The organism is Streptomyces sp. NPDC036815, assembly GCF_055609205.1.
On the sequence record NZ_JBVJPW010000025.1, the window covers coordinates 84408 to 107744 of the forward strand.

At 71.7% G+C, this 23337-nt stretch carries 28 protein-coding genes and 1 riboswitch; of the genes, 14 read left to right on the forward strand and 14 right to left on the reverse strand.

Going from position 1 to position 23337, the window contains the following annotated elements; genetic code table 11:
* Positions 1–6: 6 nt before the first annotated feature.
* The 4 genes from ACZ69I_RS34150 to ACZ69I_RS34165 all read right to left on the reverse strand — a co-directional run bounded on the left by ACZ69I_RS34150 (position 7) and on the right by ACZ69I_RS34165 (position 3592).
* Entirely contained in the window at positions 7–981 is a 975-nt protein-coding gene (locus ACZ69I_RS34150) for a carbohydrate ABC transporter permease (RefSeq protein ID WP_470836430.1), read from the reverse strand.
* Positions 978–2288 carry an ABC transporter substrate-binding protein gene (locus ACZ69I_RS34155; protein WP_470836431.1) on the reverse strand — a complete coding sequence of 437 codons (1311 nt, stop codon included), beginning with the start codon at positions 2286–2288 and terminating at the stop codon, positions 978–980. The genes ACZ69I_RS34150 and ACZ69I_RS34155 overlap by 4 nt, the downstream gene beginning before the upstream one ends.
* A 202-nt stretch (positions 2289–2490) precedes the next feature.
* Complete coding sequence (gene cynS / locus ACZ69I_RS34160) at positions 2491–2961, reverse strand: cyanase (protein WP_470836433.1); 471 nt, start codon at positions 2959–2961, stop codon at positions 2491–2493.
* Positions 2962–3007: 46 nt separating this feature from the next.
* On the reverse strand, positions 3008–3592 hold the full coding sequence (locus tag ACZ69I_RS34165; RefSeq protein WP_467681817.1) for a carbonic anhydrase: 585 nt from the start codon (positions 3590–3592) through the stop codon (positions 3008–3010).
* 189 nt (positions 3593–3781) lie between these two features.
* On the opposite strand from ACZ69I_RS34165, the gene cynR reads away from it, so the two are divergent.
* The 3 genes from cynR (at position 3782) to ACZ69I_RS34180 (ending at position 5569) form a co-directional block, all read left to right on the forward strand.
* Entirely contained in the window at positions 3782–4702 is a 921-nt protein-coding gene (gene cynR, locus ACZ69I_RS34170) for a transcriptional regulator CynR (RefSeq protein ID WP_470836434.1), read from the forward strand.
* 252 nt (positions 4703–4954) lie between these two features.
* Positions 4955–5305 carry a PRC-barrel domain-containing protein gene (locus tag ACZ69I_RS34175; RefSeq protein WP_467681821.1) on the forward strand — a complete coding sequence of 117 codons (351 nt, stop codon included), beginning with the start codon at positions 4955–4957 and terminating at the stop codon, positions 5303–5305.
* 108 nt (positions 5306–5413) lie between these two features.
* A complete protein-coding gene (locus tag ACZ69I_RS34180) occupies positions 5414–5569 on the forward strand; it encodes a DUF6131 family protein (RefSeq protein WP_361733010.1) in 156 nt (51 codons plus the stop codon).
* 184 nt (positions 5570–5753) lie between these two features.
* Here ACZ69I_RS34180 and ACZ69I_RS34185 read toward each other — a convergent pair whose 3' ends face one another.
* Positions 5754–5882 (reverse strand): LPFR motif small protein, encoded by a 129-nt coding sequence (locus ACZ69I_RS34185; RefSeq protein ID WP_263398772.1) that lies wholly within the window; start codon positions 5880–5882, stop codon positions 5754–5756.
* Positions 5883–6132: 250 nt separating this feature from the next.
* Between ACZ69I_RS34185 and ACZ69I_RS34190 the strand changes: the two genes are divergently transcribed.
* The 3 genes from ACZ69I_RS34190 to ACZ69I_RS34200 are packed head-to-tail and all read left to right on the forward strand — an operon-like array spanning position 6133 to position 9793.
* The gene (locus ACZ69I_RS34190) at positions 6133–6666 is read left to right on the forward strand and encodes a (2Fe-2S)-binding protein (RefSeq protein ID WP_467681823.1); all 534 of its coding nucleotides are present in this window, start codon (positions 6133–6135) and stop codon (positions 6664–6666) included.
* Positions 6663–7658: an FAD binding domain-containing protein gene (locus ACZ69I_RS34195; protein WP_467681825.1), complete on the forward strand. Its 996-nt coding sequence runs from the start codon at positions 6663–6665 to the stop codon at positions 7656–7658. Before ACZ69I_RS34190 ends, ACZ69I_RS34195 begins: the two co-directional genes overlap by 4 nt.
* A gap of 29 nt (positions 7659–7687) precedes the next feature.
* Positions 7688–9793 (forward strand): xanthine dehydrogenase family protein molybdopterin-binding subunit, encoded by a 2106-nt coding sequence (locus ACZ69I_RS34200; protein ID WP_470836436.1) that lies wholly within the window; start codon positions 7688–7690, stop codon positions 9791–9793.
* 85 nt (positions 9794–9878) lie between these two features.
* Here the strand turns inward: ACZ69I_RS34200 and ACZ69I_RS34205 are convergent, their stop codons facing one another.
* Both ACZ69I_RS34205 and ACZ69I_RS34210 read right to left on the reverse strand, forming a co-directional pair.
* Complete coding sequence (locus ACZ69I_RS34205) at positions 9879–10907, reverse strand: PHP domain-containing protein (protein WP_470836438.1); 1029 nt, start codon at positions 10905–10907, stop codon at positions 9879–9881.
* Positions 10908–11044: 137 nt separating this feature from the next.
* Complete coding sequence (locus ACZ69I_RS34210) at positions 11045–11272, reverse strand: DUF5133 domain-containing protein (protein ID WP_467681831.1); 228 nt, start codon at positions 11270–11272, stop codon at positions 11045–11047.
* A 206-nt stretch (positions 11273–11478) separates the two neighbouring features.
* Here ACZ69I_RS34210 and ACZ69I_RS34215 point away from each other — a divergent pair, with 206 nt between their 5' ends.
* The 3 genes from ACZ69I_RS34215 to ACZ69I_RS34225 all read left to right on the forward strand — a co-directional run bounded on the left by ACZ69I_RS34215 (position 11479) and on the right by ACZ69I_RS34225 (position 13656).
* The gene (locus ACZ69I_RS34215) at positions 11479–11781 is read left to right on the forward strand and encodes a hypothetical protein (RefSeq protein ID WP_467681833.1); all 303 of its coding nucleotides are present in this window, start codon (positions 11479–11481) and stop codon (positions 11779–11781) included.
* A gap of 110 nt (positions 11782–11891) precedes the next feature.
* Positions 11892–12383: a hemerythrin domain-containing protein gene (locus ACZ69I_RS34220; RefSeq protein ID WP_467681835.1), complete on the forward strand. Its 492-nt coding sequence runs from the start codon at positions 11892–11894 to the stop codon at positions 12381–12383.
* A gap of 130 nt (positions 12384–12513) precedes the next feature.
* Positions 12514–13656, forward strand: a complete 1143-nt coding sequence (locus tag ACZ69I_RS34225; RefSeq protein WP_470836440.1) for a barstar family protein — start codon at positions 12514–12516, stop codon at positions 13654–13656.
* A gap of 66 nt (positions 13657–13722) precedes the next feature.
* On the opposite strand, the gene ACZ69I_RS34230 is transcribed toward ACZ69I_RS34225, so the two are convergent.
* Complete coding sequence (locus ACZ69I_RS34230) at positions 13723–14139, reverse strand: CBS domain-containing protein (RefSeq protein ID WP_389721524.1); 417 nt, start codon at positions 14137–14139, stop codon at positions 13723–13725.
* Between the two features lie 304 nt (positions 14140–14443).
* Between ACZ69I_RS34230 and ACZ69I_RS34235 the strand changes: the two genes are divergently transcribed.
* Entirely contained in the window at positions 14444–15325 is an 882-nt protein-coding gene (locus ACZ69I_RS34235) for an SGNH/GDSL hydrolase family protein (protein WP_467681839.1), read from the forward strand.
* 217 nt (positions 15326–15542) lie between these two features.
* Entirely contained in the window at positions 15543–16355 is an 813-nt protein-coding gene (locus ACZ69I_RS34240; protein WP_470836456.1) for an endo alpha-1,4 polygalactosaminidase, read from the forward strand.
* A 39-nt stretch (positions 16356–16394) separates the two neighbouring features.
* Here ACZ69I_RS34240 and ACZ69I_RS34245 read toward each other — a convergent pair whose 3' ends face one another.
* The 4 genes from ACZ69I_RS34245 to ACZ69I_RS34260 are packed head-to-tail and all read right to left on the reverse strand — an operon-like array spanning position 16395 to position 19125.
* Entirely contained in the window at positions 16395–17276 is an 882-nt protein-coding gene (locus ACZ69I_RS34245; protein ID WP_467681841.1) for an energy-coupling factor ABC transporter ATP-binding protein, read from the reverse strand.
* Positions 17273–18022: a cobalt ECF transporter T component CbiQ gene (gene cbiQ / locus ACZ69I_RS34250; protein WP_467681843.1), complete on the reverse strand. Its 750-nt coding sequence runs from the start codon at positions 18020–18022 to the stop codon at positions 17273–17275. Before cbiQ ends, ACZ69I_RS34245 begins: the two co-directional genes overlap by 4 nt.
* Positions 18023–18028: 6 nt before the next feature.
* Positions 18029–18415: an energy-coupling factor ABC transporter substrate-binding protein gene (locus tag ACZ69I_RS34255; protein WP_467681845.1), complete on the reverse strand. Its 387-nt coding sequence runs from the start codon at positions 18413–18415 to the stop codon at positions 18029–18031.
* The gene (locus ACZ69I_RS34260) at positions 18415–19125 is read right to left on the reverse strand and encodes an energy-coupling factor ABC transporter permease (RefSeq protein WP_467681847.1); all 711 of its coding nucleotides are present in this window, start codon (positions 19123–19125) and stop codon (positions 18415–18417) included. The genes ACZ69I_RS34255 and ACZ69I_RS34260 overlap by 1 nt, the downstream gene beginning before the upstream one ends.
* 30 nt (positions 19126–19155) lie before the next feature.
* Positions 19156–19339: riboswitch (cobalamin riboswitch) on the reverse strand.
* A 171-nt stretch (positions 19340–19510) separates the two neighbouring features.
* Between ACZ69I_RS34260 and ACZ69I_RS34265 the strand changes: the two genes are divergently transcribed.
* Together ACZ69I_RS34265 and ACZ69I_RS34270 are read left to right on the forward strand one after the other, a co-directional pair.
* A complete protein-coding gene (locus ACZ69I_RS34265) occupies positions 19511–20161 on the forward strand; it encodes an alpha/beta fold hydrolase (RefSeq protein WP_467681849.1) in 651 nt (216 codons plus the stop codon).
* A complete protein-coding gene (locus ACZ69I_RS34270; protein ID WP_467681851.1) occupies positions 20158–20739 on the forward strand; it encodes a histidine phosphatase family protein in 582 nt (193 codons plus the stop codon). Before ACZ69I_RS34265 ends, ACZ69I_RS34270 begins: the two co-directional genes overlap by 4 nt.
* A gap of 127 nt (positions 20740–20866) precedes the next feature.
* On the opposite strand, the gene ACZ69I_RS34275 is transcribed toward ACZ69I_RS34270, so the two are convergent.
* Together ACZ69I_RS34275 and ACZ69I_RS34280 are read right to left on the reverse strand one after the other, a co-directional pair.
* Positions 20867–21628 carry a CbtA family protein gene (locus ACZ69I_RS34275; protein WP_467681853.1) on the reverse strand — a complete coding sequence of 254 codons (762 nt, stop codon included), beginning with the start codon at positions 21626–21628 and terminating at the stop codon, positions 20867–20869.
* Positions 21629–21650: 22 nt separating this feature from the next.
* Complete coding sequence (locus ACZ69I_RS34280; protein ID WP_467681855.1) at positions 21651–21872, reverse strand: CbtB domain-containing protein; 222 nt, start codon at positions 21870–21872, stop codon at positions 21651–21653.
* 367 nt (positions 21873–22239) lie between these two features.
* Here ACZ69I_RS34280 and ACZ69I_RS34285 point away from each other — a divergent pair, with 367 nt between their 5' ends.
* Positions 22240–23232 (forward strand): DUF3048 domain-containing protein, encoded by a 993-nt coding sequence (locus ACZ69I_RS34285; protein ID WP_470836443.1) that lies wholly within the window; start codon positions 22240–22242, stop codon positions 23230–23232.
* Positions 23233–23337 lie beyond the last annotated feature (105 nt).

The following is a 23337-nucleotide window of genomic DNA, read 5'->3' on the forward strand; positions in this document are numbered from 1 at the left end:
TCCCCCTCAGCTCTTCGCCGTGCCGGTGTCGGGCATCTGATGGCGCAGGTACGCCCAGGACGAGGCCACGACGATGACCGAGAGGACGAGCGCGACGGCCGAGCCGTAGCCGACGTGGAACAGCCGGAACGTCTCGCGGTACATGCTCAGCGCGAGGGTCTCCGAGGAGCGGGACGGGCCGCCCTTGGTCAGGATCCAGATCATGTCGAACGCCTTGAGGCTGTTCACGACGGCCATGCCGACCACGACGACGGTCACGGCGCGCAGCCCGGGCAGGGTGATGTGCCGGAACATGCGCCAGCCGCTCGCGCCGTCCAGTTCGGCGGCCTCGACGGTCTCGCGCGGAATGGCGCGCAGCCCGATCGCGAAGAGGACGACGTTCAGGCCGGTCGCCTGCCAGGTGCTCGCGACGATCATCGAGAGGGTGTTCTGCGGCCACTGGAGGAGCCAGGTGTGTGCCCAGCCGTCGAGGCCGACGCCGCGCAGCACCTGGTTGACGGCGCCGTCGGAGGTCAGCATGAAGTTCCACAGGACGGCGGTCGCGGCGCCCGAGATCGCGTACGGCAGGACGATGATCAGCTGGGTGATTCCGCCGAACCGCGTGCGGTGGGTGGCTACGGCGATGAGGAGTCCGGCGAGCACCGGCAGGAGCAGCGTGCCGGCCACCCACATCAGGGTGTTGAGCAGCGAGCGGCCGAAGATCGGGTCGTCGGCGAGGCGCGTGTAGTTGTCGAAGCCGGTGAAGCTGCTGGTGAAGCCGTTGTCCTCGAAGAAGCTGCCGTAGACACTGCGGAAGAAGGGGTAGACGAGGAGCACGCCGACGAGGGCGAAGGCGGGCAGCGCCCAGGGCAGGGCGGCGAGGGGGCCGCCGAGCCTGCCGCCGCCCGCCTTCGCGGCCTGGTGCGGGGTGCGCGTCGGTATCCGGTGGCGTATGCGCACCGCCTTGGCGCCGCCGTGCGCGGTGGACGCGGTCCCGGTCATGTCTTCTCCGCCTCCCGCCACACTCGCCACGCCTCGTCGGCGCGGTCCTGCATGGTGCGCAGCGTCCTGCGGTACGAGGACGGGTTCAGCAGGAATCCGGCGAGGTCGTCGACGGTCGCCTCGACGAGTTCGGGCGGGCCCTGTTCCCAGAAGCGGTTGAGCAGCCACAGCTGGTCGCCGCGCACCTTCTCGGTGAGGCCCGCGATGACGGGGTTGGCGGCCTTGACCTTCGGGTTGGGGCAGCCGTCCTGGAGGGCACCGGAGAAGGCCCGCATGACCGCGGGGTGCAGCCAGGAGCCGGTGGCCTCGACGGCCTCGTCGTGGTCGGCGCCCTTGACGGTGGCGACGAGGGCACTGGACTCGAAGACGACGCTGGGGCGGGCCTTCGGGTCGGCGATGGGCAGCACGAACGCGTCCACGTTCTCCCCCGGTTTCCCGCCCGCTCCCGCCAGTGTCGAGCCGAGCCAGGTGCCGCAGGCGACCACGCCGACCTTGCCGGCCACCAGGGCGGCGGCCGCGTCGGTGTGGCTCAGGTCCATGGGGGTGAACCAGTCCTTGTCGAAGAAGGAGGCGATGGTGCGCAGTGCGCGTTCGGCGCGCGGGTCGGTGTACCGCTCGCGGCCGTTCATCAAGTCCTGGTAGAAGCGCGGGTCCTGACGGCTGAGGACCTCCTGGAACCAGATGAAGGAGGGCCATCGGTCGGCGGCGGTGCCGTGCAGCGGCGTGATGCCCGCCTTCTTCAGGCGCACGCAGGCAGCGAGGAATCCGTCCCAGGTCCGCGGGGTCCCGATGCCGTGCTCGCGGAACACCTGGGGGTTGTAGAACATCACCCAGTACGCGAGGTTCATCGGCAGCCCGTAGACCCGCCGCCGGTGGGTGAACGCGCCCCGCAGCGAGGGGTCCACCCAGCCCCTGGCGACGGCGTCGTCCCACTGGGGCGTCAGGTCCTCGATGCCGCCGGTACGGGCCAGGTCCTGCAGCCGGTAGCCCGACCAGTACTTGAGCATGTCCGGCGTCTTGTCGGTCCGCAGCGAGGACCGCACGATCTGCTCGAACGACTCCAGGGACGGGTTGACCTCGGGCACGAGGCGCAGCGACGCCACGGACTTCATGGCCGCCCCCGCGGCGGTCATGGGCTTCTCCCAGGCGGTGCTGTCGCCGAGCACGGCGACCTCGCCCGCGGGGAGTCCCTCGGCGGTGCCGCAGGCCGTGGCGAGTGCGCCGGCCGCGGCGGCGAGGAGCAGGGTGCGGCGGTCCGTCGAGGGGTGATGACCGCCCGGCCCCGAGAAGTGACGACTACCTGACATGGATGACTCCCTCAGGTGTGCCTCAGCCCGTTGTTAGCGTTAACACGGGCGTCTTGGAGCTTCACCTCGGGCCCGCCCGATGTCAATGGGTCGCGAACCGATCGCGTTCCGACTTCCTTGATCTGCCGTGCTTCGAGAGGCAGTTGGCCCCGACACCGTGCGGCGACGGGGCCAACCGGACGGCGCGCGGCCGTCCGCCGGGTCAGAACGGCTTCGTGGGCAGGTACTTGCCGTCCAGGGTGATCACCGCGCGCTCGCCGCCCTCGGGGTCGGCGACCTTCCGCACGTCGAGCCTGAAGTTGATCGCGCTGATGATGCCGTCGCCGAACTCCTCGTGGACCAGAGCCTTCAGCGTGGTGCCGTAGACCTGGAGCATCTCGTAGAAGCGGTAGATCGTCGGGTCGGTCGGTATGCCGCCGGAGATCGAGCCGCGCGTCGGGATCGTCTGCAGCAGCGTCACGGCGTCCTCGTCGAGGCCGAGCAGTTCGGCGACGGCCCGCGCGGCGGGCGCGGGCAGCGCGTGCTGGCCGAGGACGGCCGCGGTGACGAAGGCGACGGAGAGGCCCGCCGCGTCGGCGATCTGCTGCCAGGACAGGTCCTCGCGGACCTTGGCCTCGACGGCGCGGACGGCGAGGTCCTGGCGTGCGGTGGGGTCGAACTGGGCGTGGATCATGGGGTGGTGTCCTTTCGGAGAGGTTCGGAGAAGGGTTGAGAGAAGTTCAGGCGGCCGGGGTCAGGTTCTCGACGGCGCCGGTGGGGATGTCGTAGACCCAGCCGTGCAGCGTCAGCGCGCCGCGGGACAGGGCTCCGGCCACCGCGGGGTGGGTGGTCAGGCGGGTCAGCTGGGCGAGGACGTTCTCCCGCACCAGGGCGGCCACCCGTGCCGCGCCGCTCGCGGGGCCGGGCAGGCCGGCCACGGCGGCGTCCGCGTGGCGCAACCAGTCGGCCACGGCGGGCGCACAGCTCAGGTCGTGGCCCTCGGCGAGAGCCGTCATCGCGCCGCAGGACGAGTGGCCGCACACCACGATGTCGCTGACACCGAGGACGGCCACCGCGTACTCGATGCTCGCGGTCGTGCCGTCGGCGTACGGCGTGTGGGCCGGTACGAGGTTGCCGGCGGTGCGGACGACGAACAGTTCGCCCGGCTCGCGCTGGGTGATCAGTTCGGGTACGACGCGGGCGTCGGAGCAGCTGATGAACAGCGTGTCCGGTGTGTGGCGGTCGGCCAGGTCCGCGAACAGTTCGGCCTTGGCCGGGAAGACGTCCCGCTGGAAGCTCCGTACTCCCGCCGCGAGGTCTCGCATGGTCACTCCCTTCGACTAAGGGTCAGCCGGTTCGGGAGCGCCGGGGCCCGGAAGGGGTGGCGAACGCCGTGGGCCGGAGGGGACTCTCCACCCCGTTCGACTGACGAGCTCCACCGTGCATGACGTGGACCTATAGAGTCCAAGACCTGCTTTCCATGACTGCTATCGATGACATCTATAGTTGAGGTCATGGCCCCTGAACTGCGTCATCTGCGCTATCTGCTCGCCGTCGCCGAGCACGGCAACTTCACGCGGGCGGCCGAGGAGCTGCACATCTCCCAGCCGACGCTGTCCCAGCAGATCCGGCAGCTGGAACGGGCGATCGGCGTCGCCCTCCTGGACCGGGGCGGGCGCGCGGTGCGGCTCACCGACGCCGGGGCCGCCTATCTGCCGTACGCGCGACGCGCCCTGCAGGACCTGGCCGCCGCCGAGCGCGCCGTGCACGACGTGACCGATCTGTCGCGCGGCACGCTGCGGCTCGCCGTGACGCCGACGTTCACCGCCTACCTGGTCGGACCGCTCACCGCACTGCTGCACTCCCGCCACCCCGGGATCACCCTGCGCCTGAAGGAACTTCCGCAGGAACGCATCGAGCCCGAGCTGCTTGCCGACGAGCTCGACCTCGGCATCGCCTTCCACGGTCCGCACCTGCCGGGACTGGCCGCCACGGACCTCTTCACCGAGGCGCTCAGCCTCGTGGTGGGCGACCGGCATCCGCAGGCGGGGCGCACCACTCCCCTGCCGCTGGACGAGTTGGCGCAGCTCCGACTCGCCCTGCTCAGCGGCGACTTCGCCACCCGCGTACACATCGACGCCCACCTCGGTCGGCACAGGGTGCGGCCCGATGTCACCGTGGAGGCCACCTCGATCAACGCCCTCACGGAGATCGTCCGGCACACCCCGCTGGCCACCGTCCTGCCCGACGCCCTCGCCCACGACCGCCCCGACCTGCACACCGTCCCGCTCACCCCCGCGCTGCCGGCCCGTTCGGTCACCCTGCTGCACCGCGAGAGCGGTTACCGGAGCGCCGCCGCGCGGGCCTTCGCCGAGCTGGCCCGTGAGTGGTCCCAGACGCAACTCCCGCCCAACGAAGATAACTTGAAGGGTTGACGGAATCACGTCAAGCAGTAGCCCAGTGTGCGGCCGGGACCGTGGCCTGCGGCGAGATCACCCATGAGCCGCAGAGCGTCGAGGGGCCCGAGGGCCGCCCGGACTTAGTACCCCCGCGCTCCAAGAATTTCGACCCCTCTTTGTTTGGTCTCGCTCCGGCAGGACACCCGAACAGCGGGAGCGGCCGATCAATAGGTCGCCTCCCCTGGTATTCAAAGACTTGTGTTTCAGATGTCGATTGGGGAGTCCTGCGTGAGCAATGAAATGTGGAACTACGTTCCGACGGCCGGTCACGGCCCGGACGCCGATCTGACCGGCTACAAGGTGGAAGCCTCGGACGGTCACATCGGCAAGGTCGACAAGCATTCCGACGAGGTCGCCAACCAGTACATCGTCGTCGACACCGGTGTCTGGATCTTCGGCAAGGAGGTTCTGCTGCCCGCCAGTACCGTCACGGTCATCGACCATGACGACCGGCGGATCCTGGTCTCGCTCACCAAGGAACAGATCAAGAACGCACCCGAGTTCGACAAGGAAAAGCATCTGGGTGACCCCGCTTACCGCGACCAGCTCGGCGGTTATTACGGCGGATCGGGTCACTGATCCCGTCGCCCCGGCGGTTTCACCCCGGCACGGCGGCAGCATTCACACGCCGGTCGTTTTCACCCGACAGGCGTACACTGGAAAATAGTTCTGAGGGTCGGAGGATCCATGATCGCACTCGGCATCATCTTGCTCGTCATCGGCATGCTGGCAGGTATCTCCATCCTCTGGACCATTGGCGTCGCACTCGTCGTCATCGGTGCGGTCCTTTGGGTTCTCGGAGCAGTCGGACACTCGGTGGGCGGCCGCAAGCATTATTGGTAGACGTCCGGCGGAGCCTCGAAAACGGTGACATCGATGGGCCCATCAGAGAATGGTGGGCCCATTCGCCGTGTGTGAGCCCGGATGTGTGTGGGTCCGTACGTGTGTGAGCCCATAAGTAAGAGGGGGCCGGAGCATTTTGCTCCGGCCCCCTCTTACTTATGGGCTCCGTCGGTCGTGCAGGCCGTCAGTGATGGCCGTGGGCGGTGTCCGAAGCGCCTCCGAAGAGCCGCGCGACCGCGCGGAACGGCAGAGTGACCACCGTGGCAATGGCTCCGCCGATGGCACGGAGAACGTCTGCAATGGCCTTCAGCATGAGGGGCCTCCATAGAGCGCTGGCTCGATAGTGGTCAATTTCTGTACGTCGCCGTACAGCCTTGCTTCTGTCGCATGCCCCGCCGATGCCGGAGAAAACTCGCGCTCGCGTCCAGTGCGCCGGAGACGCTCCCCGGCCGAGAGCTCCACAGCCGATCCGGCCCCTCCCGGCATGCCGGAATGAGTGTTCTGACTCAGGCTGGACAAACGATGTCGTCACAGACCGTTCCAGGACGAGGGAGCAGTGCGCCATGGGAACCGATGTGTTCCATTCAGAAGTGCCCATGACGGTGAACGGAAAGGACTGCAGCCCAGTGGTCGATCACCGTTCGACACTGCTTGACGTCCTGCGGGAGCAGCTGGACCTGACGGGTTCCAAGAAGGGCTGCGACCACGGCCAGTGCGGCGCCTGCACCGTCCTCGTCGACGGGCGCCGCGCCAACAGCTGCCTGCTGTTGGCCGTCGCCGCCGAGGGGTGCGAGATCACCACCGTCGAAGGGCTGCGGGCCGCCGACGGCGAGAGCCCTCACCCCCTCCAGCGGGCTTTCGTGGAGCGCGACGCCTTCCAGTGCGGTTACTGCACCCCCGGGCAGCTCTGTTCGGCCGTCGGCGCCGTGGCGGAGGCCGAGGCGGGCCACGCGTCGTACGTGACGGACCCGGCCGCCGCAGCCGGTCCACCCGTACGGCTGAGCAAGGACGAGATCCGCGAGCGGCTCAGCGGCAACCTGTGCCGCTGCGGCGCCTACCCGCACATCGTCGAAGCCGTCGAGGACGTGGCCCGTTGAAGACCTTCAGGTACGTACGCGCCCACAGCGTCGACGAGGCGACCGCGGCCCACGCGGGACGCCCCGCCTCCCGCTACCTCGGCGGCGGGACCAACCTCGTCGACCTGATGAAGCTCGGTGTCGAGGCCCCGGGAACGCTGATCGACGTCAGCCGCCTGCCGCTGGACGCCGTCGAGGAGCTCCGCGACGGCTCCGTCCACGTCGGCGCCACCGTGCGCAACAGCGACCTCGCCGCCCATCCGCTGGTCCGTGACCGCTACCCCGTCCTCGCGCAGGCACTGCTCTCCGGAGCCTCGGGCCAGCTGCGCAACGTGGCCACGACCGGCGGCAACCTGTTGCAGCGCACCCGCTGCCCCTACTTCCAGGACCTGAGCAAGCCATGCAACAAGCGGGCGCCCGGCAGCGGCTGCGGCGCGCGGGACGGCGTCAACCGTGACCACGCCGTCCTCGGACACTCCCCGCACTGCATCGCCACCCACCCCTCCGACATGGCGGTCGCGCTCGCCGCGCTCGACGCCCAGGTCGAGCTGCGGGGCACCCGTGGCGCGCGCAGGCTGCCCGCCGCCGAGTTCCACCGGCTGCCCGGCGACCGGCCGGAGCAGGACACCGAGATCGCGCACGGTGAGCTCATCACCGGGGTGGTCCTGCCGCCCTCGGGCGCCGGTCTCCCCTCGGCCTACCGCAAGGCGCGCGACCGTGCCTCGTACGCCTTCGCGCTCGCCTCCGTGGCGGTGGTGATCGACGTCGAGGACTCCCTCGTACGCCACGTGCGGATCGCGTTCGGCGGTCTGGCCCACCGGCCCTGGCGCGCCCTGCGCGCCGAGGAGGCGCTGCTGGGCGCGGCGCCGACCGACGAGGCGTTCCGGCGCGCCGTCGACACCGAACTCGCCGCCGCCGAGCCCCTGCGCGACAACGCCTTCAAGGTGCGGCTCGCCCGCAATCTCGCCTGCGACGTCCTGCGGCGCCTGGCCGCGTCGCCCACCGCGTCCTGACCCGTCACATCCGCTTTCAGGGAGAACTCATGCCGGACACCGTCAGTGCTCTCGGGGCGCCCACCGAGCGCAGGGAGGGTCCCGACAAGGTGGCCGGGGCCGCCCGCTACGCCGCCGAGCACTCGCCCGAGGGGTGCGCCTACGCCTGGCCCGTACCCGCCACGGTGGCGCGCGGAAAGGTCACGGCCGTCGACGACGAGGCGGCCCTGGCGCTGCCCGGCGTCGTCGGCGTCCTCAGCCACCTGAACGCACCGAGCCTGGCCGAGCCGGACGACGCGACCCTCGCCGTGCTGCAGAACGACCGGGTCCCGCACCGGGGCTGGTACGTCGCGCTGGTCGTCGCCGACACCCTGGAGGCGGCACGCGAAGGCGCCGCGGCCGTACGGATCAGCTACGCCGAAGAGCCCCATGACGTCACCCTGCGGGCCGACCACCCCGACGCCTACGTACCCGAGGACACCGACGGCACATCCGGTGAGCACGTGCGCGGCGACGCCGAGGAGGCCTTCGCCGCCGCGCCCGTGCGCGTCGACGCCGACTACCGGGTGCCGCCCCTCCACAACCACCCCATGGAGCCGCACGCGGCCACGGCCCGCTGGCACGACGGGCACCTGACCGTGCACGACTCCAGCCAGGGTGCCACCACTGTGCGCGATGTCCTGGCCGGCCTGTTCGAACTGCCGAAGGACCGGATCACGGTCGTCTCCGAACACGTCGGCGGCGGCTTCGGTTCCAAGGGCACGCCCAGGCCGCACGTGGTGCTCGCCGCGATGGCCGCCCGGGTGACCGGCAGGCCGGTGAAGCTCTCCCTCCCCCGGCGGCAACTGCCGACCGTGGTGGGCCACCGCTCCCCGACGCTGCACCGGGTGCGTCTGGCCGCACAGGAGGACGGCACGCTGACCTCCGTGATCCACGAGGTGACCGCGCACACCTCCCGGCTCAAGGAGTTCGTGGAGACGGCCGCCGCCGCGACCCGCGTCATGTACCCCTCCGCACACGGCCGCACCACCCACCGCGTGGTGCCCCTCGACGTGCCGAGCCCCTCCTGGATGCGGGCCCCGGGCGAAGCACCCGGCATGTACGCGCTGGAGTCGGCGATGGACGAGCTCGCCGCGGCGGTCGGCATCGACCCCGTCGAGCTGAGGCTGCGCAACGACACCGACGAGGAGCCCGACAGCTCCCTGCCCTTCAGCAGCCGCCACCTCGCCGAATGCCTGCGGGACGGGGCCCGCCGGTTCGGCTGGGCCGAGCGCGACCCGCGGCCCCGCGCGCGCCGGGAGGGGGCCGTCCTGGTGGGCAGCGGCGTCGCCGCCGCGACGTACCCGGCCAATGCCTCGCCGTCCCGGGCCGCCGCCCACGCCTACCCCGACGGCAGCTTCGTGGTCCAGGTCAACGCCACCGACATCGGTACGGGCGCGCGCACCGTGCTCGCCCAGGTCGCCGCCGACGCGCTCGGCGTACCGGTGGAGCGGGTACGCACCGAGATCGGGAGCAGCGACCTTCCGGCGGCGCCGCTGGCCGGTGGTTCCATGGGGACGGCGTCCTGGGGCTGGGCCGTTCACGAGGCCTGTACGCGCCTCGCCGAGCGGCTGGCCGGACAGGAAGGGCAGGTGCTGCCCCCGGAGGGCGTCGGCGCCACGGCCGACACCGCGGGCACCGCCGACGCGGACAGCGACTACGCCCGGCACGCCTTCGGCGCCCACTTCGCCGAGGTCGGCGTCGACACGGTGACCGGCGAGGTCCGGGTGCGCCGCCTTCTGGGCGTCTACGCCGCGGGCCGCATCCTCAACTCCCGTACCGCCCGCTCGCAGTTCATCGGCGGCATGACCATGGGACTCGGGATGGCACTGACCGAGAGCAGCACGATGGACGCGGCCTTCGGCGACTTCGTGGAGTCCGACCTCGCCGCCTACCACGTGCCTGCCCATGCCGACGTGCCCGTGATCGAGGCGCACTGGGTGGACGAGGACGACCCCCACCTCAACCCGATGGGCAGCAAGGGCGTCGGTGAGATCGGCATCGTCGGGACGGCGGCGGCCATTGGCAACGCGGTGCACCACGCGATCGGGGTGCGCCTGCGTGAACTGCCGCTCACCCCTGACCGGGTGCTGACGGCGCTGGAGGACGGCAGCTGAGCCTGCGTTGGCGCTGTGCGGGACGTCGTGCCGTTCGGGACGTCGTGCCGTTCAGCGCTTCGTGCTGTTCAGGACCGGGTGCTGTTCAGGACGTCGGCCGGGCCCGGCTCTTCCGCGTCCAGGCCAGGAGTTCCTCCGACGGCCAGGTGTTCACGACCCGCTCGGCCGGGACGCCGCACTCCTCGGCCCGGGCGCACCCGATGACCTGCCAGTCCAGCTGGCCGGGGGCGTGGGCGTCGGTGTCCACGGAGAACAGCACCCCCGCGTCCACGGCCCGGCGCAGCAGCCTGCGGGGCGGGTCGAGCCGCTCGGGGCGGCTGTTGATCTCCACCGCCGTGCCCGCGTCCGCGCACGCGGCGAACACCTCGTCCGCGTCGAACTGCGACTCCGGCCTGCCCCGCCCGACGACCAGCCGTCCGGTGCAGTGGCCGAGGACGTCGGCCCGGGGGTCGCTGACCGCGGTCACCATGCGGCGCGTCATCGCGGCCGCGTCCATGCGCAGCTTGGAGTGCACGGACACGACCACCACGTCGAGCCGGTCGAGCAGTTCCGGCTCCTGGTCGAGCGATCCGTCGTCGAGGATGTCGCACTCGATGCCGGTGAGGAGCCGGAAGGGGGCCCAGCTCTCATTGAGCGCGGCCACCACTTCGAGCTGCTCGCGCAGCCGTTCCGGTGAAAGGCCGCGGGCGATGGTCAGCCGCGGCGAATGGTCCGTGAGCACCGCCCACTCGTGGCCGATCGCCCGCGCCGCCCGGCCCATCTCCTCGATGGGGCTGCCGCCGTCCGACCAGTCGGAATGCAGGTGGCAGTCGCCGCGGAGCAGCGCCCTCAGCGTGGCGCCGCCCTCGGCGACCGGAGTGCGTGCCTCCTCCTCCAGCCGCTCCAGGTAACCCGGCACACCGCCGGCCAGCGCCTCACGGACGACACCGGCCGTCTTGGGCCCGATGCCCTTGAGCGACTCCAGGGAGCCGTCGGCGGCGCGGCGCCCTGTCTCGCCCTCGGCCAGCCCCGCGACCACCGCGGCCGCGGTGCGGAAGGCCCGCACCCGGTAGGTGGGCGCGCGGCCCCGCTCGAGCAGAAAGGCGATGCGTTCCAGCGCCTCCACGGGCTCCATCGACACCTCCGGCCTCTGGGACTGCGGCGTACCGTACGCACTCGGTGCTTCGGCGCGCTCCGGCACTCTCCAGCCTGGCGCAAGGGCGAGCCCATGGCGCGGCGAACCGAGACGCGGCGGTCCCGCCGGTCCCGCGGTCAGGCCGCCAGGTCGGGCATCTCGTCGCGGTCCCCAGCGGACAGCTGGGCCGTGGCAGCCGCGACGGCGGCCTCCACGGTCCGGGTGCCGGTGGAGACGCACAGCGTGTACGAGACGTCGTCCAGCCGACGACGGATCTCTGGTGAGTCCTCGGCGACCTGCTGGGCTCGCAGGGTCGAGTAGGTGTTGAGCAGTGCGTCCAGAAACGCCGGGTCGGGCCTGAGCACGCCGTACTCCTTCCACGATGTGAAATTCCGCTGGGTTTTTCTCCTGTACCCGCGCTTCTGGGCCGTACGCATCCGAATGGTCCGTTGCCCGCTTCCCCCGTAGTCGCCGCTCCGTAGCCGTACGCCGTCATCCGTCACGCCGTCATCGTTACTCCCTCTGCGGCCGACCGGAGGCGGACGGTCCGCGGGGTGGCCAGGATGGGGCCATGGCGAACACCACGGCGAAGAACGGACCGCGGCGGGCCGACGGCCTCGACGCCGCCACCACCCGCTGGGCCGCACGCGATGTCTCCTCGGCGCACGGCCGCCTGCGCGACGCGCTGATCTCCTGGCGGACGTCTCTGCCCCCGGCCTTCGACGCTCCGGCGTCCGAGCCGCCCGGCGCGCCCGTGCGGCTCGTCGTCGCCCCCGCCGCGCCGGGCGCACCCGATGACGCCCTGCTCCTCCACCTCAGCCCCGGCGAGGTGGAACTGCTCATCGCCCGGCTCCGGGCGGACACCGCCCCTTGAGCGACTTCCGTCGCGGATCCGCGGAATGAGCCCCGGTCACGGGGTACACGGCTACCTGAACCGGAGACCGAACGGGCCGGCGCACGCCGCGGCCCAGGAAAGGCGGACCCATGCCCCCGACGCAGGACGTCGTCGAACTGATCCTCCAGGATCACCGCACGATGGAGGACCTCTTCCGCGACATGCGCAGCGTGGAGGCCGACCGGGCCGCCGCGCTCGGCACGTTCGCCGACCTGCTGATCGCGCACGCCCTGGCGGAGGAAGCCGAGGTGTACCCCGCGCTGCGCCGCTACAAGAACATCGACGACGAAGAGGTCGAGCACGGCGAGGAGGAGCACGAGGAGGGCAACAAGGCGCTCCTCGAACTGCTCCAGGTCGACGAGGTCGGCTCGGACGAGTGGGACGAGAAACTGGAGAAGCTCGTCGAGGCCATCGCCCACCACACCGACGAGGAGGAGCGCACGATCCTCAACGACGCCCGCGAGAACGTCGCCATGGAACGGCGCGAGGAACTCGGCGCGGCGTTCCTCGCGGAACGCGAGAAGCAACTCGCCGCCCACCGCGGGAATGTGGACGACATCCGCGACATCCTCGGGAAGTGACGGGGGTCCGGGACACACCCGGCTGGGCCTTCGCGCCGGGCGGCTCCGTATCGTAGGCGCGAAGACTGCTCAGATGTTCGGGGGTTGGGTGCGCGTCGCGGATCATGCCAGGTGGGACCGGGACCTTCCGGTGAAGTACCTCCTGGTTCAGGAGGACGAAGACGGCGTGGAACAGCTCTGGGGGAAGTGCGCAGGTCTCGAAGGGCTGTTCGTCGACCCGGTCCCGCCGCCACGGGAGGTCCTCACCCTCCGCGGATGCCGCCCCGATGGTCTCCTGAGCGAAGTCCTGGCCGAGCCCGGCGTCTCGCTCCGGAGTCTGGGCGACGTGTGCGTGGAGGTCTGGGAAGGCGACGGGCCCGTGCAGTGGTGGACCCTCGTCGATGCGGCCGTGCTGGCGCAGCGGCCCCACCCGGACGACCCGGAGCGGTACGACATCGTCCTCGGCGCCGGTGTCACGAGCGAGGAGAGCTTCTTCGAACTCCCCTCGGCGCCGCGCTTCGAGCTTTTCGCGGGAACGACGGCCGCCGCAGCGAAGGCGGGCCAGTGCTCCGCTGTGGACGGCCTGTTCGAGGCGCGAGAGGGGCCGGCGCCTGTTCCGATGGAGCTGATCGGCTGCGAACCTGCGGAGCCCCTGCTCGCGGCGCTGCGGCGACCCGGTCGGCCGGAGCGGGACTGGGCCTCCCTCCTGGTACTGGATCGCCATGGTGCCGTGATGGCCTCCACCACCGTGGGCCTGGACATCGCCCGAGCGCGACCGTCCGTGCTCGGCGGCACGCTCGTCGACATCACCCTGGCCGATGGCGGGGACGACCGGCCGTCGCCGGCGGACCGTCCGGTCTGGGCGCAGTGGTACCAGGGCCCGCCGACAGAGCCCAATTTGTGGGCACCGTACGACTCGCAGGGCCGGGCCGCATGGTTGGACCTGACTCCTCGTGCCTGGCGAGTGCCCACGCCCCGGCCGGATCGGTCCGGCGGCGAGCACCATCTCGACGGCCGGTTCGTGACGGACGTTCCAGGGCTGCACTGCGCGATGGCCGAAGCCCTGCTCGGGCCCGGCCGCTACTTCGGCCGGGAGTGGAACGCTTTCAAGGACTGTCTGAGCGGCGGCTTCGGAGTGGCTCCGCCCTTCACCCTGACCTGGCACGACTCCGAGGTCGCACGCCGCGCGCTGGCGGACGAGGTGCACGATCCGCAGGACGGGCTCTCCTACTTCGAGGAGATCGTGCGGCTTCTCCAACGGTACGGCGTCACGGTGCTGCTCCCGCGGGCATGAAACCGCCGCGGGCGGGCTCGGCGAACGTGACCGCTGCGACGTCCGCTGAGCCGACCTGAGCACGGGTCAGTCCGTCGAGAGCGCCTCAAGCAGCTGTCCTGCCTTGGGGTCGTGCAGGGCGCGGGCGGCGTCGGCGAGCGCGACCATGCCCACCAGGGCGTGGCCGTCGATCACGGGCAGCCGACGCACCTTGTGGCCGGTCATGGTCGCGAAGACCTCGTCGACGCTGTCGTCCGCACCGATGGTCACCGCTTCGCTCTGCGCGAGTTCCCCGACGAGGACCTTGGACGGGTCCTTGCCCTTGCCCACCACCTTGACCACGATGTCCCGGTCCGTGATGACGCCCTTGAGGCGGTTGTCGGTCCCGCAGATCGGCAGCGCCCCGACGTCGAGCTCGGTGAGCTTGGCGGCTGCCTGGAGGACGGTCTCCTCGGCCCCGGCGCACTCCGCGCCGGGAGTCATGATCTCGCGTGCGGTGGTCATGTGATCCTCCTTGCTCGTCGGTGTGCGGTCCGGCCCTGTCGTCCACCCCGTGGGCCGGGCCGTCGTCGCCGACCGGGTGCCCAGCGTGTGTGAGCGAAACACCGGCTTGCGCCGCTGCTCGCGCGGGCCGACGCCACCGGCGATCCGAGCCCCCCTTGTCACCCGGATGCCAAACCTTCTCGCGCGGACGCGCACGCACACACGTAGTGAACCGTCCCGTCGTGAACTACGTTGCACACGCCCCACCTCTGGAAGCCTCGCCCCGCCCCCACCCGCGCTTCCCCCTGCCCGGAGGAGAATCCTCATGCGCATGCCCGCTCCGCATCGCACCGTCGCGGTCGTCGCCGCCGTCACAGGAGTCGCCGCGCTCGGCCTCGCCGCGGGACCCGCCGCCGCCGACAGCTCGGAGCCGTTGCGCTACGTCGCCCTCGGGGACAGTTACAGCGCCGGTTCGGGCGTCCTCCCCCTCGACCCCGGGGCGCCCCTCCTCTGTGCTCGTACGTCGAAGAACTACCCCCACCTCCTCGCCGCCTCGCTCGGCGCGAAACTCACCGACGTGACCTGCGGGGGCGCCCAGACCCAGCACTTCAGCACGGCCCAGTACCCGGGCGTCGCCCCGCAGTTCGACGCCCTCAAGAGCGACACGCAGCTGGTGACGCTCACCATCGGCGGCAACGACAACAACACGTTCATCAGCTCGATCCTGGCCTGCGGCAGCGCGGGCGTCCTCTCCGGCGGCAAGGGCAGCCCCTGCAAGGACCGGTACGGCGACACTTTCAAGGACGAAGTCGAGACGAAGACCTACCCGGCGATCAAGGCGTCGCTGAACCGGATCAAGGCCAGGTCGCCGAAGGCGAAGGTCGCGATCCTCGGCTATCCGTGGATCACTCCGGCGAAGTCCGTGCCGGGGTGCTTCCTCAAGATGCCGCTCGCCGAGGGCGACGTCCCCTACCTGCGCGATCTGCAGGCCCACTTGAACGGCGCGGCGCGACGGGCCGCGGCGGAGACCGGCGCCACCTACGTCGACCTGGCCGCCGCGTCCGACGCGCACGACGCGTGCCGCCCGGCGAACCAGCGCTGGATCGAACCGGTCCTGTTCGGCACCAACTTCGTCCCCGTGCACCCCAACGCCGCCGGTGAGGCCGGCATGGCCGAGCAGACGGCGAGCGCGCTCGATCTGACGTGACCGGCCGCCCGCCGCACATGTCGCGGGCGAGTGCTGCGATCCTGGTCGGGTGACCGTGATCAAGTGGCTTACCAGCAAGAACCGCTCCGCACACGGCGATGAGATCCATCGCGCGGGGAGCGGACAGGACGCTTTCGCGCGGCCGACGGGCTCCGAGCCGACCACCCGGGCACGGGCAGGTGCTCGGCGGGCCGTGCGGATCGGTCTGGGCGGTGCGATGCTCATCGCCCTCCTCGCCAGCTGCTCCACCGGCGACTCCAACGACGCCGACAGTCCCGACCGCACCGAGCGCACCGCCGGACGCGACGTCCGGCAGCCGCCCGTCGACGCGGCCTTCGACTACCAGCTGGGCGGCCCGTACAAGCCGCCGTCCAAGGTACGCGCCGTCTCGCGCGACCGCACGGCCGACCCCGCCCCGGGCCGCTACAACATCTGCTACGTCAACGCCTTCCAGGCCCAGCCGGGCAAGAAAGCGACGCGCTGGTGGGAGCGCGAGCACCCCACTCTCGTGCTGCGGGACGACGCGGGGGACCCGGTCGTCGACGAGGACTGGAACGAGCCGCTGCTCGACATCTCCACGGCGAAGAAGCGTGCGGCTCTCGCCGAGATCGTCGGCCGGTGGATCGATGGCTGCGCGGAGGCGGGCTTCGACGCGGTGGAGCCCGACAACCTCGACTCCTACGAGCGCTCCGAGGATCTCCTCACGCCCGATGACGCGGCGGACTTCGCCCGGCTCCTCGCCCGGCGGGCGCACGACAAGGGCCTGGCCATCGCGCAGAAGAACACCACCGACCTCCTTGACCGGCGCAAGCACATCGGCTTCGACTTCGCCGTGACCGAGGAGTGCGCCCACTACAAGGAGTGCCCCGACTTCGCGTCCGCGTACGACGGGAAGGTCTTCGACATCGAGTACGTGCGCAAGGACTTCGACGCCGCCTGCCGCACCTGGGGCAAGGACCTGTCCGTCACGCTGCGCGACCGCGACGTCCGGCCCGCGGGCGAGGACGGCTACGTGTACCGGCACTGCTGAGCAGCCGCCCGGCGGACGGGCCACAGGGGAACGGCGCGCTCACCGCTCCCCGGCCACCAGCGCGGCCAACTCCTCGGCGGTGCGCGGCCCTTCGCCCGTACCGACCGGCAGGCCGTGCGCGCGCAGGAGCTCCCCGACGGCGATTCCCCACGGCAGGTGGAGCCCGGCCCGCGCGAGCAGGTCCCGCCGGCCCAGCATCTCGGCGACCGGCCCGGTCCGCACCCCGGCGGGGGTGAGCAGCGCCGCGTCGTCGGCCCAGCGCAGCGCCAGGTCCACGTCGTGGGTCGCCATGACCACGGTCGTCCCGGCGTCCCGCAGGCGCTGCAGCGTGGCGAGGAGACGTTCCTGGCCGTCGGGGTCGAGGCCCGCGGTCGGTTCGTCGAGGACGAGGACGCGGGGGCGCATCGCCACGGCGCCCGCGATGGCGGTCCGTTTGCGCTGGCCGTAGGAGAGCAGGTGGGTGGGCCGGTCGGCCAGCGCCACGATGTCGAGCGCGGCGAGCGCCTCGGCGACCCGTGCCCGCACCTCGGCGTCGGGCAGGCCGAGGTTCAGCGGGCCGAAGGACACGTCCTGCTCGACGGAGGCCGCGAACAGCTGGTCGTCGGGGTCCTGGACGACCAGCTGGACAGTGGTGCGCAGGCGGGTCAGGCCCTTGCGGTCGTACGTCACCGGGGCCCCTTCGAGTGTCAGCCCGCCCGCCGCGGGGCGCAGCCCCCCGCTGAGCAGCCGCATGAGGGTGGTCTTGCCGCTGCCGTTGCGTCCGAGCAGGGCCAGGGCGCGGCCCGCGACGATGTCGAAGTCCAGGCCTTCGAGGACGGTGGGCCCGTCCTCGTAGGCGTAGGACGCGCCGCGCAGGGCGACCAGGGGCTCGCTCGGCCCGCCGCGGTCGACCGGCTCGCGAAGAGCCCTCGGCTCGGTCATGGAAGGAACCTTTCCAGTACGAGGGTGAGGGCCACGAGGCCCGCGAGGAGTACCGCGGCCGCGGCCACGAAGCGCCGGGAGATCCGGGCGTCGGGCACGAGGACCCGCAGCGTGCCGTCGTAGCCGCGTCCCGCGAGCCCGGCCTGCAGCCGGCCCGCCCGGTCGAAGGCCCGCACGAACGCGGTGGCGCCGAGACCGGCCAGGGAGCGCCAGGTGGCGGCGCGGGTGGTGTGGCCGAGCCGGGCGGCCTGCGCCTGGCGGATCCGGCTCATGGAGTCCAGGAGCAGGAAGCTCATCCGGTACGTGACGAGTGCGACGTCCACGACCGGCGCGGGCACGCCCGCCTTCACCAGCCGCGGCAACAGGTCCGACATCGGCGTGGTGAAGGCGAACAGGAGCACCCCGAGCGAGGCGGCGGAAGTCCGCAGGAGCAGGCCGCCCGCGCGCGCGGGACCACCGTCGGCGAGCGTCACGAACCCGTCGGGGCCGCCGAGTTGGACGAGCAGCGTCAGGGCGCTCGTGACGCAGAAGCCGAGCGGCACCCGGTAGGCGCGCCACAGCTTGCGGGGCGGCACGCCCGCGGGTCCGAGCAGCAGGACGAGCGCCGCGAGGACCACCAGGGCGGCGCCCGGCCAGGGCGGCAGGGAGATGGCGAGGACGGTGAGGCCGAGCCCGAGCACGGCCTTGTCCACGGGGTGACGGCGGCGCCAGCGGCTGCTGTGCGCCGCCGCGTCGATGGGCAGCACGCCGGGTCAGACCTGCTCGGTCTCGGGCCGCTTGTCCGCCGCGTCGGGCGTCGAACCGGTCGGCGAACCGGTCCGCTCGCGCTGCTCGAGGAGCTGCTCCGCGCCCTGGCGGCGTCCCTTGCGCAGCCCGAAGTAGTACGCGAGCACCCCGGCGCCCATGGCCGCCTGCAGGGCGAAGAGCGCCGACTCGATCTCCCCGGAGGGGGGTTCGTACAGCGGGGAGAACCACGGTTCGTAGTCCGGCTCCATCTCGGTGATCGCCGTCTCGGCCTGCGCGTCGGCGCCTGCGAACGGTTCTTCCTTGTCGTCGCCGAGTCCGAGTGCCAGGGGCAGCACCGCGAGCGCGGCGACGACCACGAGCAGCAGAATGTTGATCTTCGCGTTCCGGCTCATCAGGCGTTGGCCCCCGTCTTCGTCTCGGCCGTCGTCACGGTCCGCTTGCCCTGCAGCAGCACGCCGAGCCGGGTGAGCTCGCCCTTGCTGGACTGCACGAGCAGCCGCATCACCAGGACGGTGAGCAGCCCCTCGCTGACGGCGAGCGGGATCTGGGTGACGGCGAAGATGCCGCCGAACTTGCCCAGGGCGCCCAGGAATCCGCTGCTGGGGTCGGGGAACGCCAGGGCCAGCTGGACGCTGGTGACGCAGTAGGTGGACAGGTCGGCGACGAACGCCCCGAAGAACACGGCGACCATGAGCGGCACGTCGTACCGCTTGAGGAGCCGGTAGACCGCGTATCCCGCCCAGGGCCCGACGATCGCCATCGAGAATACGTTGGCGCCCAGGGTGGTGAGCCCGCCGTGGGCGAGCAGCAGAGCCTGGAAGAGCAGGGTGATGGTGCCGAGCACCGTCATGATGGGCGGCCGGAACAGGATCGCTCCGAGGCCGGTTCCCGTCGGGTGCGAGCAACTGCCCGTGACGGACGGGATCTTCAACGCGGAAAGAACGAATGTGAAGGCCCCGGAGGCGCCGAGGAGCAGGGTGCTCTCCGGGTGTTCCCTGACCTCACGGGTCAGGGAGCGGACTCCGTGGACGACGAACGGCGCGGACGCTACGCCCCAGGCGATCGCGTGCGCCGGCGGGAGGAAACCCTCGGCTATGTGCATGGCTCGGCAGACCCTCTCCAGCACCTCGTGGATGGACAACGCGCCTTGGCCGGTCTCCTGGCTGACGGGTCGTACCGACCGGACTCCGCCTTCCCGGGTACGTGAGTACCCAGTGGCTGCCGCGAGGGCTGGAGCCGGACTTCCCGATCACAGTGGCGAGGGCCGCACCGGCATCACACCGGATTTCCCGTGCACCAAGGCGTGGTGACATTAGTGCGCAACTGATCTGCTGACAACTTGCGCCGTGGGCGCGGGGGTGGCACACGCGAGCGCGTATACCACCGCGTACGCCCCTGTTCAGAGGCCGTGTGCGGCGGGTGGGGCCGGTGTTGGTCCGACGCTCCCGGCAGCGGGCGGGCGGGTCACGTCCGGGTAGGTTTGCGCGGTGACCTCGATTCGGACGCAGGGCCTCGCATCGATGCGCGACGGGGCGCGACTGCACTGGACGGCACTGCGGGGCGGTGACTGGCGCACCGCGTACCGGGCGGAGCGCGACCGCCGCATGTCCGCCGCACGGAGGGAGCGGCTCCGCGCGCTGGAGGAGTTGACGGGCCGTACGGAGGAGCAGGAAGTCGACTTGCTCACACTGGCGTGGTCCACCGACCACGCCGATCCCGAACTCGGATGGGCATGGGCCACGCAGGCTGCCCGACGGCGGCGCCCGGTCAACTGGGCGATGAACGGTGACCTCGGCAGGGAAGGCCGCGCGGACCCGCTCGACGCACATCTCGACGGCCTGTCCGCGTGCCTGCCCGCGCGAACGGAGCTCCTCGGCGGGGCCGACGACCCGCGCCCCCTGTCCTCACTCGCTTCCCTGGCGCACCGGCTCGGTCTTCCGCTGACGCGGATCGAGGGCGCCGGGCACGAACCCTGGCTGGAACAACCCGACGCGGTCCGCGCGCACCTGCGGCGATTCGTGCGGGACGCCGAGCCCACGGAAGGCGGCGAGCCCCGGACCGGCGCGCCTTCGCCGCACTCCGTTGAGGGATGCGCCAAGGCCTCTCCAACTCCCCACCCGCGGAAGGACGTTCCGTGACCACGCGCGTGCTGTTCGTCACACCTGCCCTGACCGCCGCGGCGCGGCGCGGTGTGTTCGGCGACGACGAGTCCCTCGACCCGGCCGGTGCGGCCCAGACGCGTCGGGCGGCCGGAACCCTGCCCACGGGGTGCCAGGTCCTCGTCTCCCCCGGCGCGCGCTGCGCGCAGACCGCCGACGCCCTCGGCCTCGGGGCGGGCCTGGCGGTGGCGTCGCTGGCCGGTCTCGACCCGGGCAGGTGGCGCGGCAGGCCGCTGGAGGACGTGCACGCCAGGGAACCGCAGGCGGTGGCTCGTTGGCTGACCGAGCCGGAGAGCGCGGCTCCGGGCGGCGAGTCCGTGGCCGACGTGTGCACGCGGGTGGCCGGGTGGCTGGACGCGCTCCGGGCGGACACCCCGTCCGGACGCGTCCTCGCCGTCGTGGAACCCGAGGTGGTGCGTGCGGCGGTCGTGCATGCGACGGGGGCTCCGCTGTCGGCCTTCTGGCGATGCGACGTCCTGCCGCTGTCGACGACGGAACTCAGCGGACGCTCCGGACGCTGGAACATCCGGCTCGGCTGCCCGCTCGGCGCCGCGTGACGCGCTCGGTTCGGCGGCCGCCCTGATCGTGGTGGCGGGCCGGCAGCACGGCCGCCGTGAGGGCGACCGCCGCACGCCGTCGAGGGTGATGAGGCGCGGCTCGGGGTGCCTGGGCGCTCCCCCGGCCCTATCGGTCCGCCGCGACCGGCTCCCCGGACGTGGACGCCGTCGGCTTCGGCAGCAGCAGGCGCTGCGCCAACTCCCCGAAGATCAGCCCGAACGCGCCCCACAGCGTGGCCTGCACGGCGAGGGCGGAGAGCCGGAAGCGCCAGAGCAGGGCGGCCGGGAAATGCTCGGGAACGTCGTTGACCACCGGTAGGAACTCATAGGCCAGCCCGATGGCCACGGCGAAACCGAGCACGGCCACGACGGTCGCGTACCAGGCGCCGAGCGCGGGCGCGAGCCGCTTGCCCAGCAGGGTCGCGGCGATCGCGAGGAGCACGCTGAGCACCGTCATCAGCAGGTACAGCGAGGTCCGCTTGCCGATGGTGTCGGGGTTGCCGACCGCGGGCGGGTTGGCCGGATACTTCAGGAACGGCACGACGTACACGGTGAGCAGCGCGCAGCCCGAGAGCAGCAGCGCCGTCGCGCGCGGGCCGAACCGGCCGACGCGGCCGAGAGCGAAGCCGCAGGCGAGCGCGGCGATGCCGCCGAAGGCGACCCCGTAGACGAGGACGCCGGTGGCGAGGCCGGCGGTGGACTGCAGGCTCCGGGAGACGAGTTCGGCCTCGTCGCCGTGCGAGTGGCCCGCGTGGGCCTCCTCGAAGTCGATGGCGGCGTCGACGTTCGGCTCACCGAGCCAGTAGGCGATGACGAGGGCGAGCACGCCGGCCGCGAGACCGGCGAGCATGCCTCGAACGAGCAGGTTGCGTACGGTTGCCGAGTTCATGAGCGGGCCGGATTCCCCCTGGTCAGTGGCAGGGGAAGCCGAGCAGATGGCGGGCGTCGTGCACCCACTCATGGACCTCCGCGCCGCTGAACACGGAAGTGGCGCCCTGTTCGGCGCCGACGAAGTACAGCAGGACCAGCATCAGGATTCCGAAGAAGACCGCCCACGGGGCGATCACCTTCAGCGGCAGCTTGACCGGTACGGCAGGTGCGTCGGCGGTCGGCTGAACGACGTGTTGCGCCATGGCGGTGCCTCCTTCGGGAGTTCGCGTCCCGTCTCGGTGGTGCACAGGACGACAGCCACGGGTCTGACTCACAAGCGGTATGGGGACCGCTCGCACACAGTGGCGCGACCGTGCCGGATTCACACCGGCTTCCGTCGTGCTGTCGTCGATATCGCAGTGACGGTACCGCGTGGCGCGTACATGGCCAAGCCCGGCCGATGTCGGAGCATCCCGGAGCGCCCTTCGATGCGCAGCCACGCGGCGGGCCCCCGTAAAGAGTGACGTGGCGGTGGTGGATGGCGCAGCGGCGGTTGGGGCCGGGGTCCGGGGCGGTAGATCTGCGGCTGCGTCAGGCACCACCGGTTCCGCCACGAATGGAGACGTCCCCATGGCAGCCAGGACAGCCCGGGCCACCCGCCGCACCCGTCTCGGCACACGTGTGCTCGCGCTGGTCGCCATGGCGGCGCTCGCCGTGAGCGCCCCCTCGTTCGCGAGCGCCCCGGCTCACGGGGACGGTGCCGCGCACCGGACCCCCTCCCCCTTCACCGGGCAGCTGGCGAGCCAGGGGCCGGTCCTCGCCGTGAAGTTCGACAACGCCCGCGCGGCACGGCCGCACACCGGTCTCGACCAGGCGGACATCGTCTACGTGGAGAAGGTCGAGGGCGGCATGAGCCGCCTGATGGGCGTGTACTCCAGCAGGGTTCCGGAGTCGGTCGGCCCGGTGCGCAGCGCGCGCGAGTCCGACACCGAACTCCTGCGCCAGTTCGGCCGGCCCGTGCTCGCCTACTCCGGGGTGCGCAGCGCCCTGCAGAAGGTGCTCAGGGAAGCGCCGCTGTACGCCCGCCCGCACGACCGTGTGCCGCGCGCCTACTTCCGTGACAGCGCCCGCCCCGCCCCGCACAACCTCTTCGTACGCCCACGGGCGCTGCTGCGTTCGGCGCCGCGGGCGGGCCACCCGACCGACATCGGCTTCCGCTTCGGCCCGGCTCCGGCGGGCGGCACCCCCACCGGAAGCCGGACCGTCCGCTACTCCGCCGCCCGGCACACCTTCGACTGGTCGCCGCGGGAGCACCGGTGGCTCGCCTCCTTCGACGGCGCCCCCGCGCTCAGTACGTCGGGCTCCCGGCTCGGCGCTCCCACCGTCGTGATCCAGTACGTGACCATGCGTCCCTCGCGTTTCAAGGACGTCAACGGCGCGGTGACGCCGTACATCGAGACGGTCGGCAGCGGCCGGGCGCTGGTGCTGCGAGACGGCAGGAGCTACCCCACGCGCTGGAAGCGTTCCGAGGCGACCGGGGGCACCGCGTTCACCCGCGACAACGGTGAACCGATGCCCTTCGCCCCGGGGCAGGTCTGGATGGTCTACGCGGACCGCGGCTGAGGCGCGTGTTCCCGGCTCCGACGGAGCCGGGAAAAAGACCGGGCGGGCCGGCCGGGACGCTCCCCCTCAGGGGTGTCCCGGCCGGCCCGCCCGTGCCGGACCGTC

What these genes read in the sequence shown, in the direction of transcription:
- ACZ69I_RS34185 (WP_263398772.1), bottom strand. Translation starts at nt 5,882, where the DNA reads ATGCTGAAGGCCATTGCAGACGTTCTCCGTGCCATCGGCGGAGCCATT.
- ACZ69I_RS34165 (WP_467681817.1), bottom strand. Translation starts at nt 3,592, where the DNA reads ATGCGAGACCTCGCGGCGGGAGTACGGAGCTTCCAGCGGGACGTCTTC.
- ACZ69I_RS34190 (WP_467681823.1), top strand. Translation starts at nt 6,133, where the DNA reads ATGGGAACCGATGTGTTCCATTCAGAAGTGCCCATGACGGTGAACGGA.
- ACZ69I_RS34280 (WP_467681855.1), bottom strand. Translation starts at nt 21,872, where the DNA reads ATGGCGCAACACGTCGTTCAGCCGACCGCCGACGCACCTGCCGTACCG.
- cynS (WP_470836433.1), bottom strand. Translation starts at nt 2,961, where the DNA reads ATGATCCACGCCCAGTTCGACCCCACCGCACGCCAGGACCTCGCCGTC.
- cynR (WP_470836434.1), top strand. Translation starts at nt 3,782, where the DNA reads ATGGCCCCTGAACTGCGTCATCTGCGCTATCTGCTCGCCGTCGCCGAG.
- ACZ69I_RS34230 (WP_389721524.1), bottom strand. Translation starts at nt 14,139, where the DNA reads ATGACCACCGCACGCGAGATCATGACTCCCGGCGCGGAGTGCGCCGGG.
- ACZ69I_RS34215 (WP_467681833.1), top strand. Translation starts at nt 11,479, where the DNA reads ATGGCGAACACCACGGCGAAGAACGGACCGCGGCGGGCCGACGGCCTC.
- ACZ69I_RS34235 (WP_467681839.1), top strand. Translation starts at nt 14,444, where the DNA reads ATGCGCATGCCCGCTCCGCATCGCACCGTCGCGGTCGTCGCCGCCGTC.
- ACZ69I_RS34220 (WP_467681835.1), top strand. Translation starts at nt 11,892, where the DNA reads ATGCCCCCGACGCAGGACGTCGTCGAACTGATCCTCCAGGATCACCGC.
- ACZ69I_RS34150 (WP_470836430.1), bottom strand. Translation starts at nt 981, where the DNA reads ATGACCGGGACCGCGTCCACCGCGCACGGCGGCGCCAAGGCGGTGCGC.
- ACZ69I_RS34155 (WP_470836431.1), bottom strand. Translation starts at nt 2,288, where the DNA reads ATGTCAGGTAGTCGTCACTTCTCGGGGCCGGGCGGTCATCACCCCTCG.
- ACZ69I_RS34200 (WP_470836436.1), top strand. Translation starts at nt 7,688, where the DNA reads ATGCCGGACACCGTCAGTGCTCTCGGGGCGCCCACCGAGCGCAGGGAG.
- ACZ69I_RS34205 (WP_470836438.1), bottom strand. Translation starts at nt 10,907, where the DNA reads ATGGAGCCCGTGGAGGCGCTGGAACGCATCGCCTTTCTGCTCGAGCGG.
- ACZ69I_RS34240 (WP_470836456.1), top strand. Translation starts at nt 15,543, where the DNA reads ATGCTCATCGCCCTCCTCGCCAGCTGCTCCACCGGCGACTCCAACGAC.
- ACZ69I_RS34260 (WP_467681847.1), bottom strand. Translation starts at nt 19,125, where the DNA reads ATGCACATAGCCGAGGGTTTCCTCCCGCCGGCGCACGCGATCGCCTGG.
- ACZ69I_RS34180 (WP_361733010.1), top strand. Translation starts at nt 5,414, where the DNA reads ATGATCGCACTCGGCATCATCTTGCTCGTCATCGGCATGCTGGCAGGT.
- ACZ69I_RS34285 (WP_470836443.1), top strand. Translation starts at nt 22,240, where the DNA reads ATGGCAGCCAGGACAGCCCGGGCCACCCGCCGCACCCGTCTCGGCACA.
- ACZ69I_RS34255 (WP_467681845.1), bottom strand. Translation starts at nt 18,415, where the DNA reads ATGAGCCGGAACGCGAAGATCAACATTCTGCTGCTCGTGGTCGTCGCC.
- ACZ69I_RS34275 (WP_467681853.1), bottom strand. Translation starts at nt 21,628, where the DNA reads ATGAACTCGGCAACCGTACGCAACCTGCTCGTTCGAGGCATGCTCGCC.
- ACZ69I_RS34245 (WP_467681841.1), bottom strand. Translation starts at nt 17,276, where the DNA reads ATGACCGAGCCGAGGGCTCTTCGCGAGCCGGTCGACCGCGGCGGGCCG.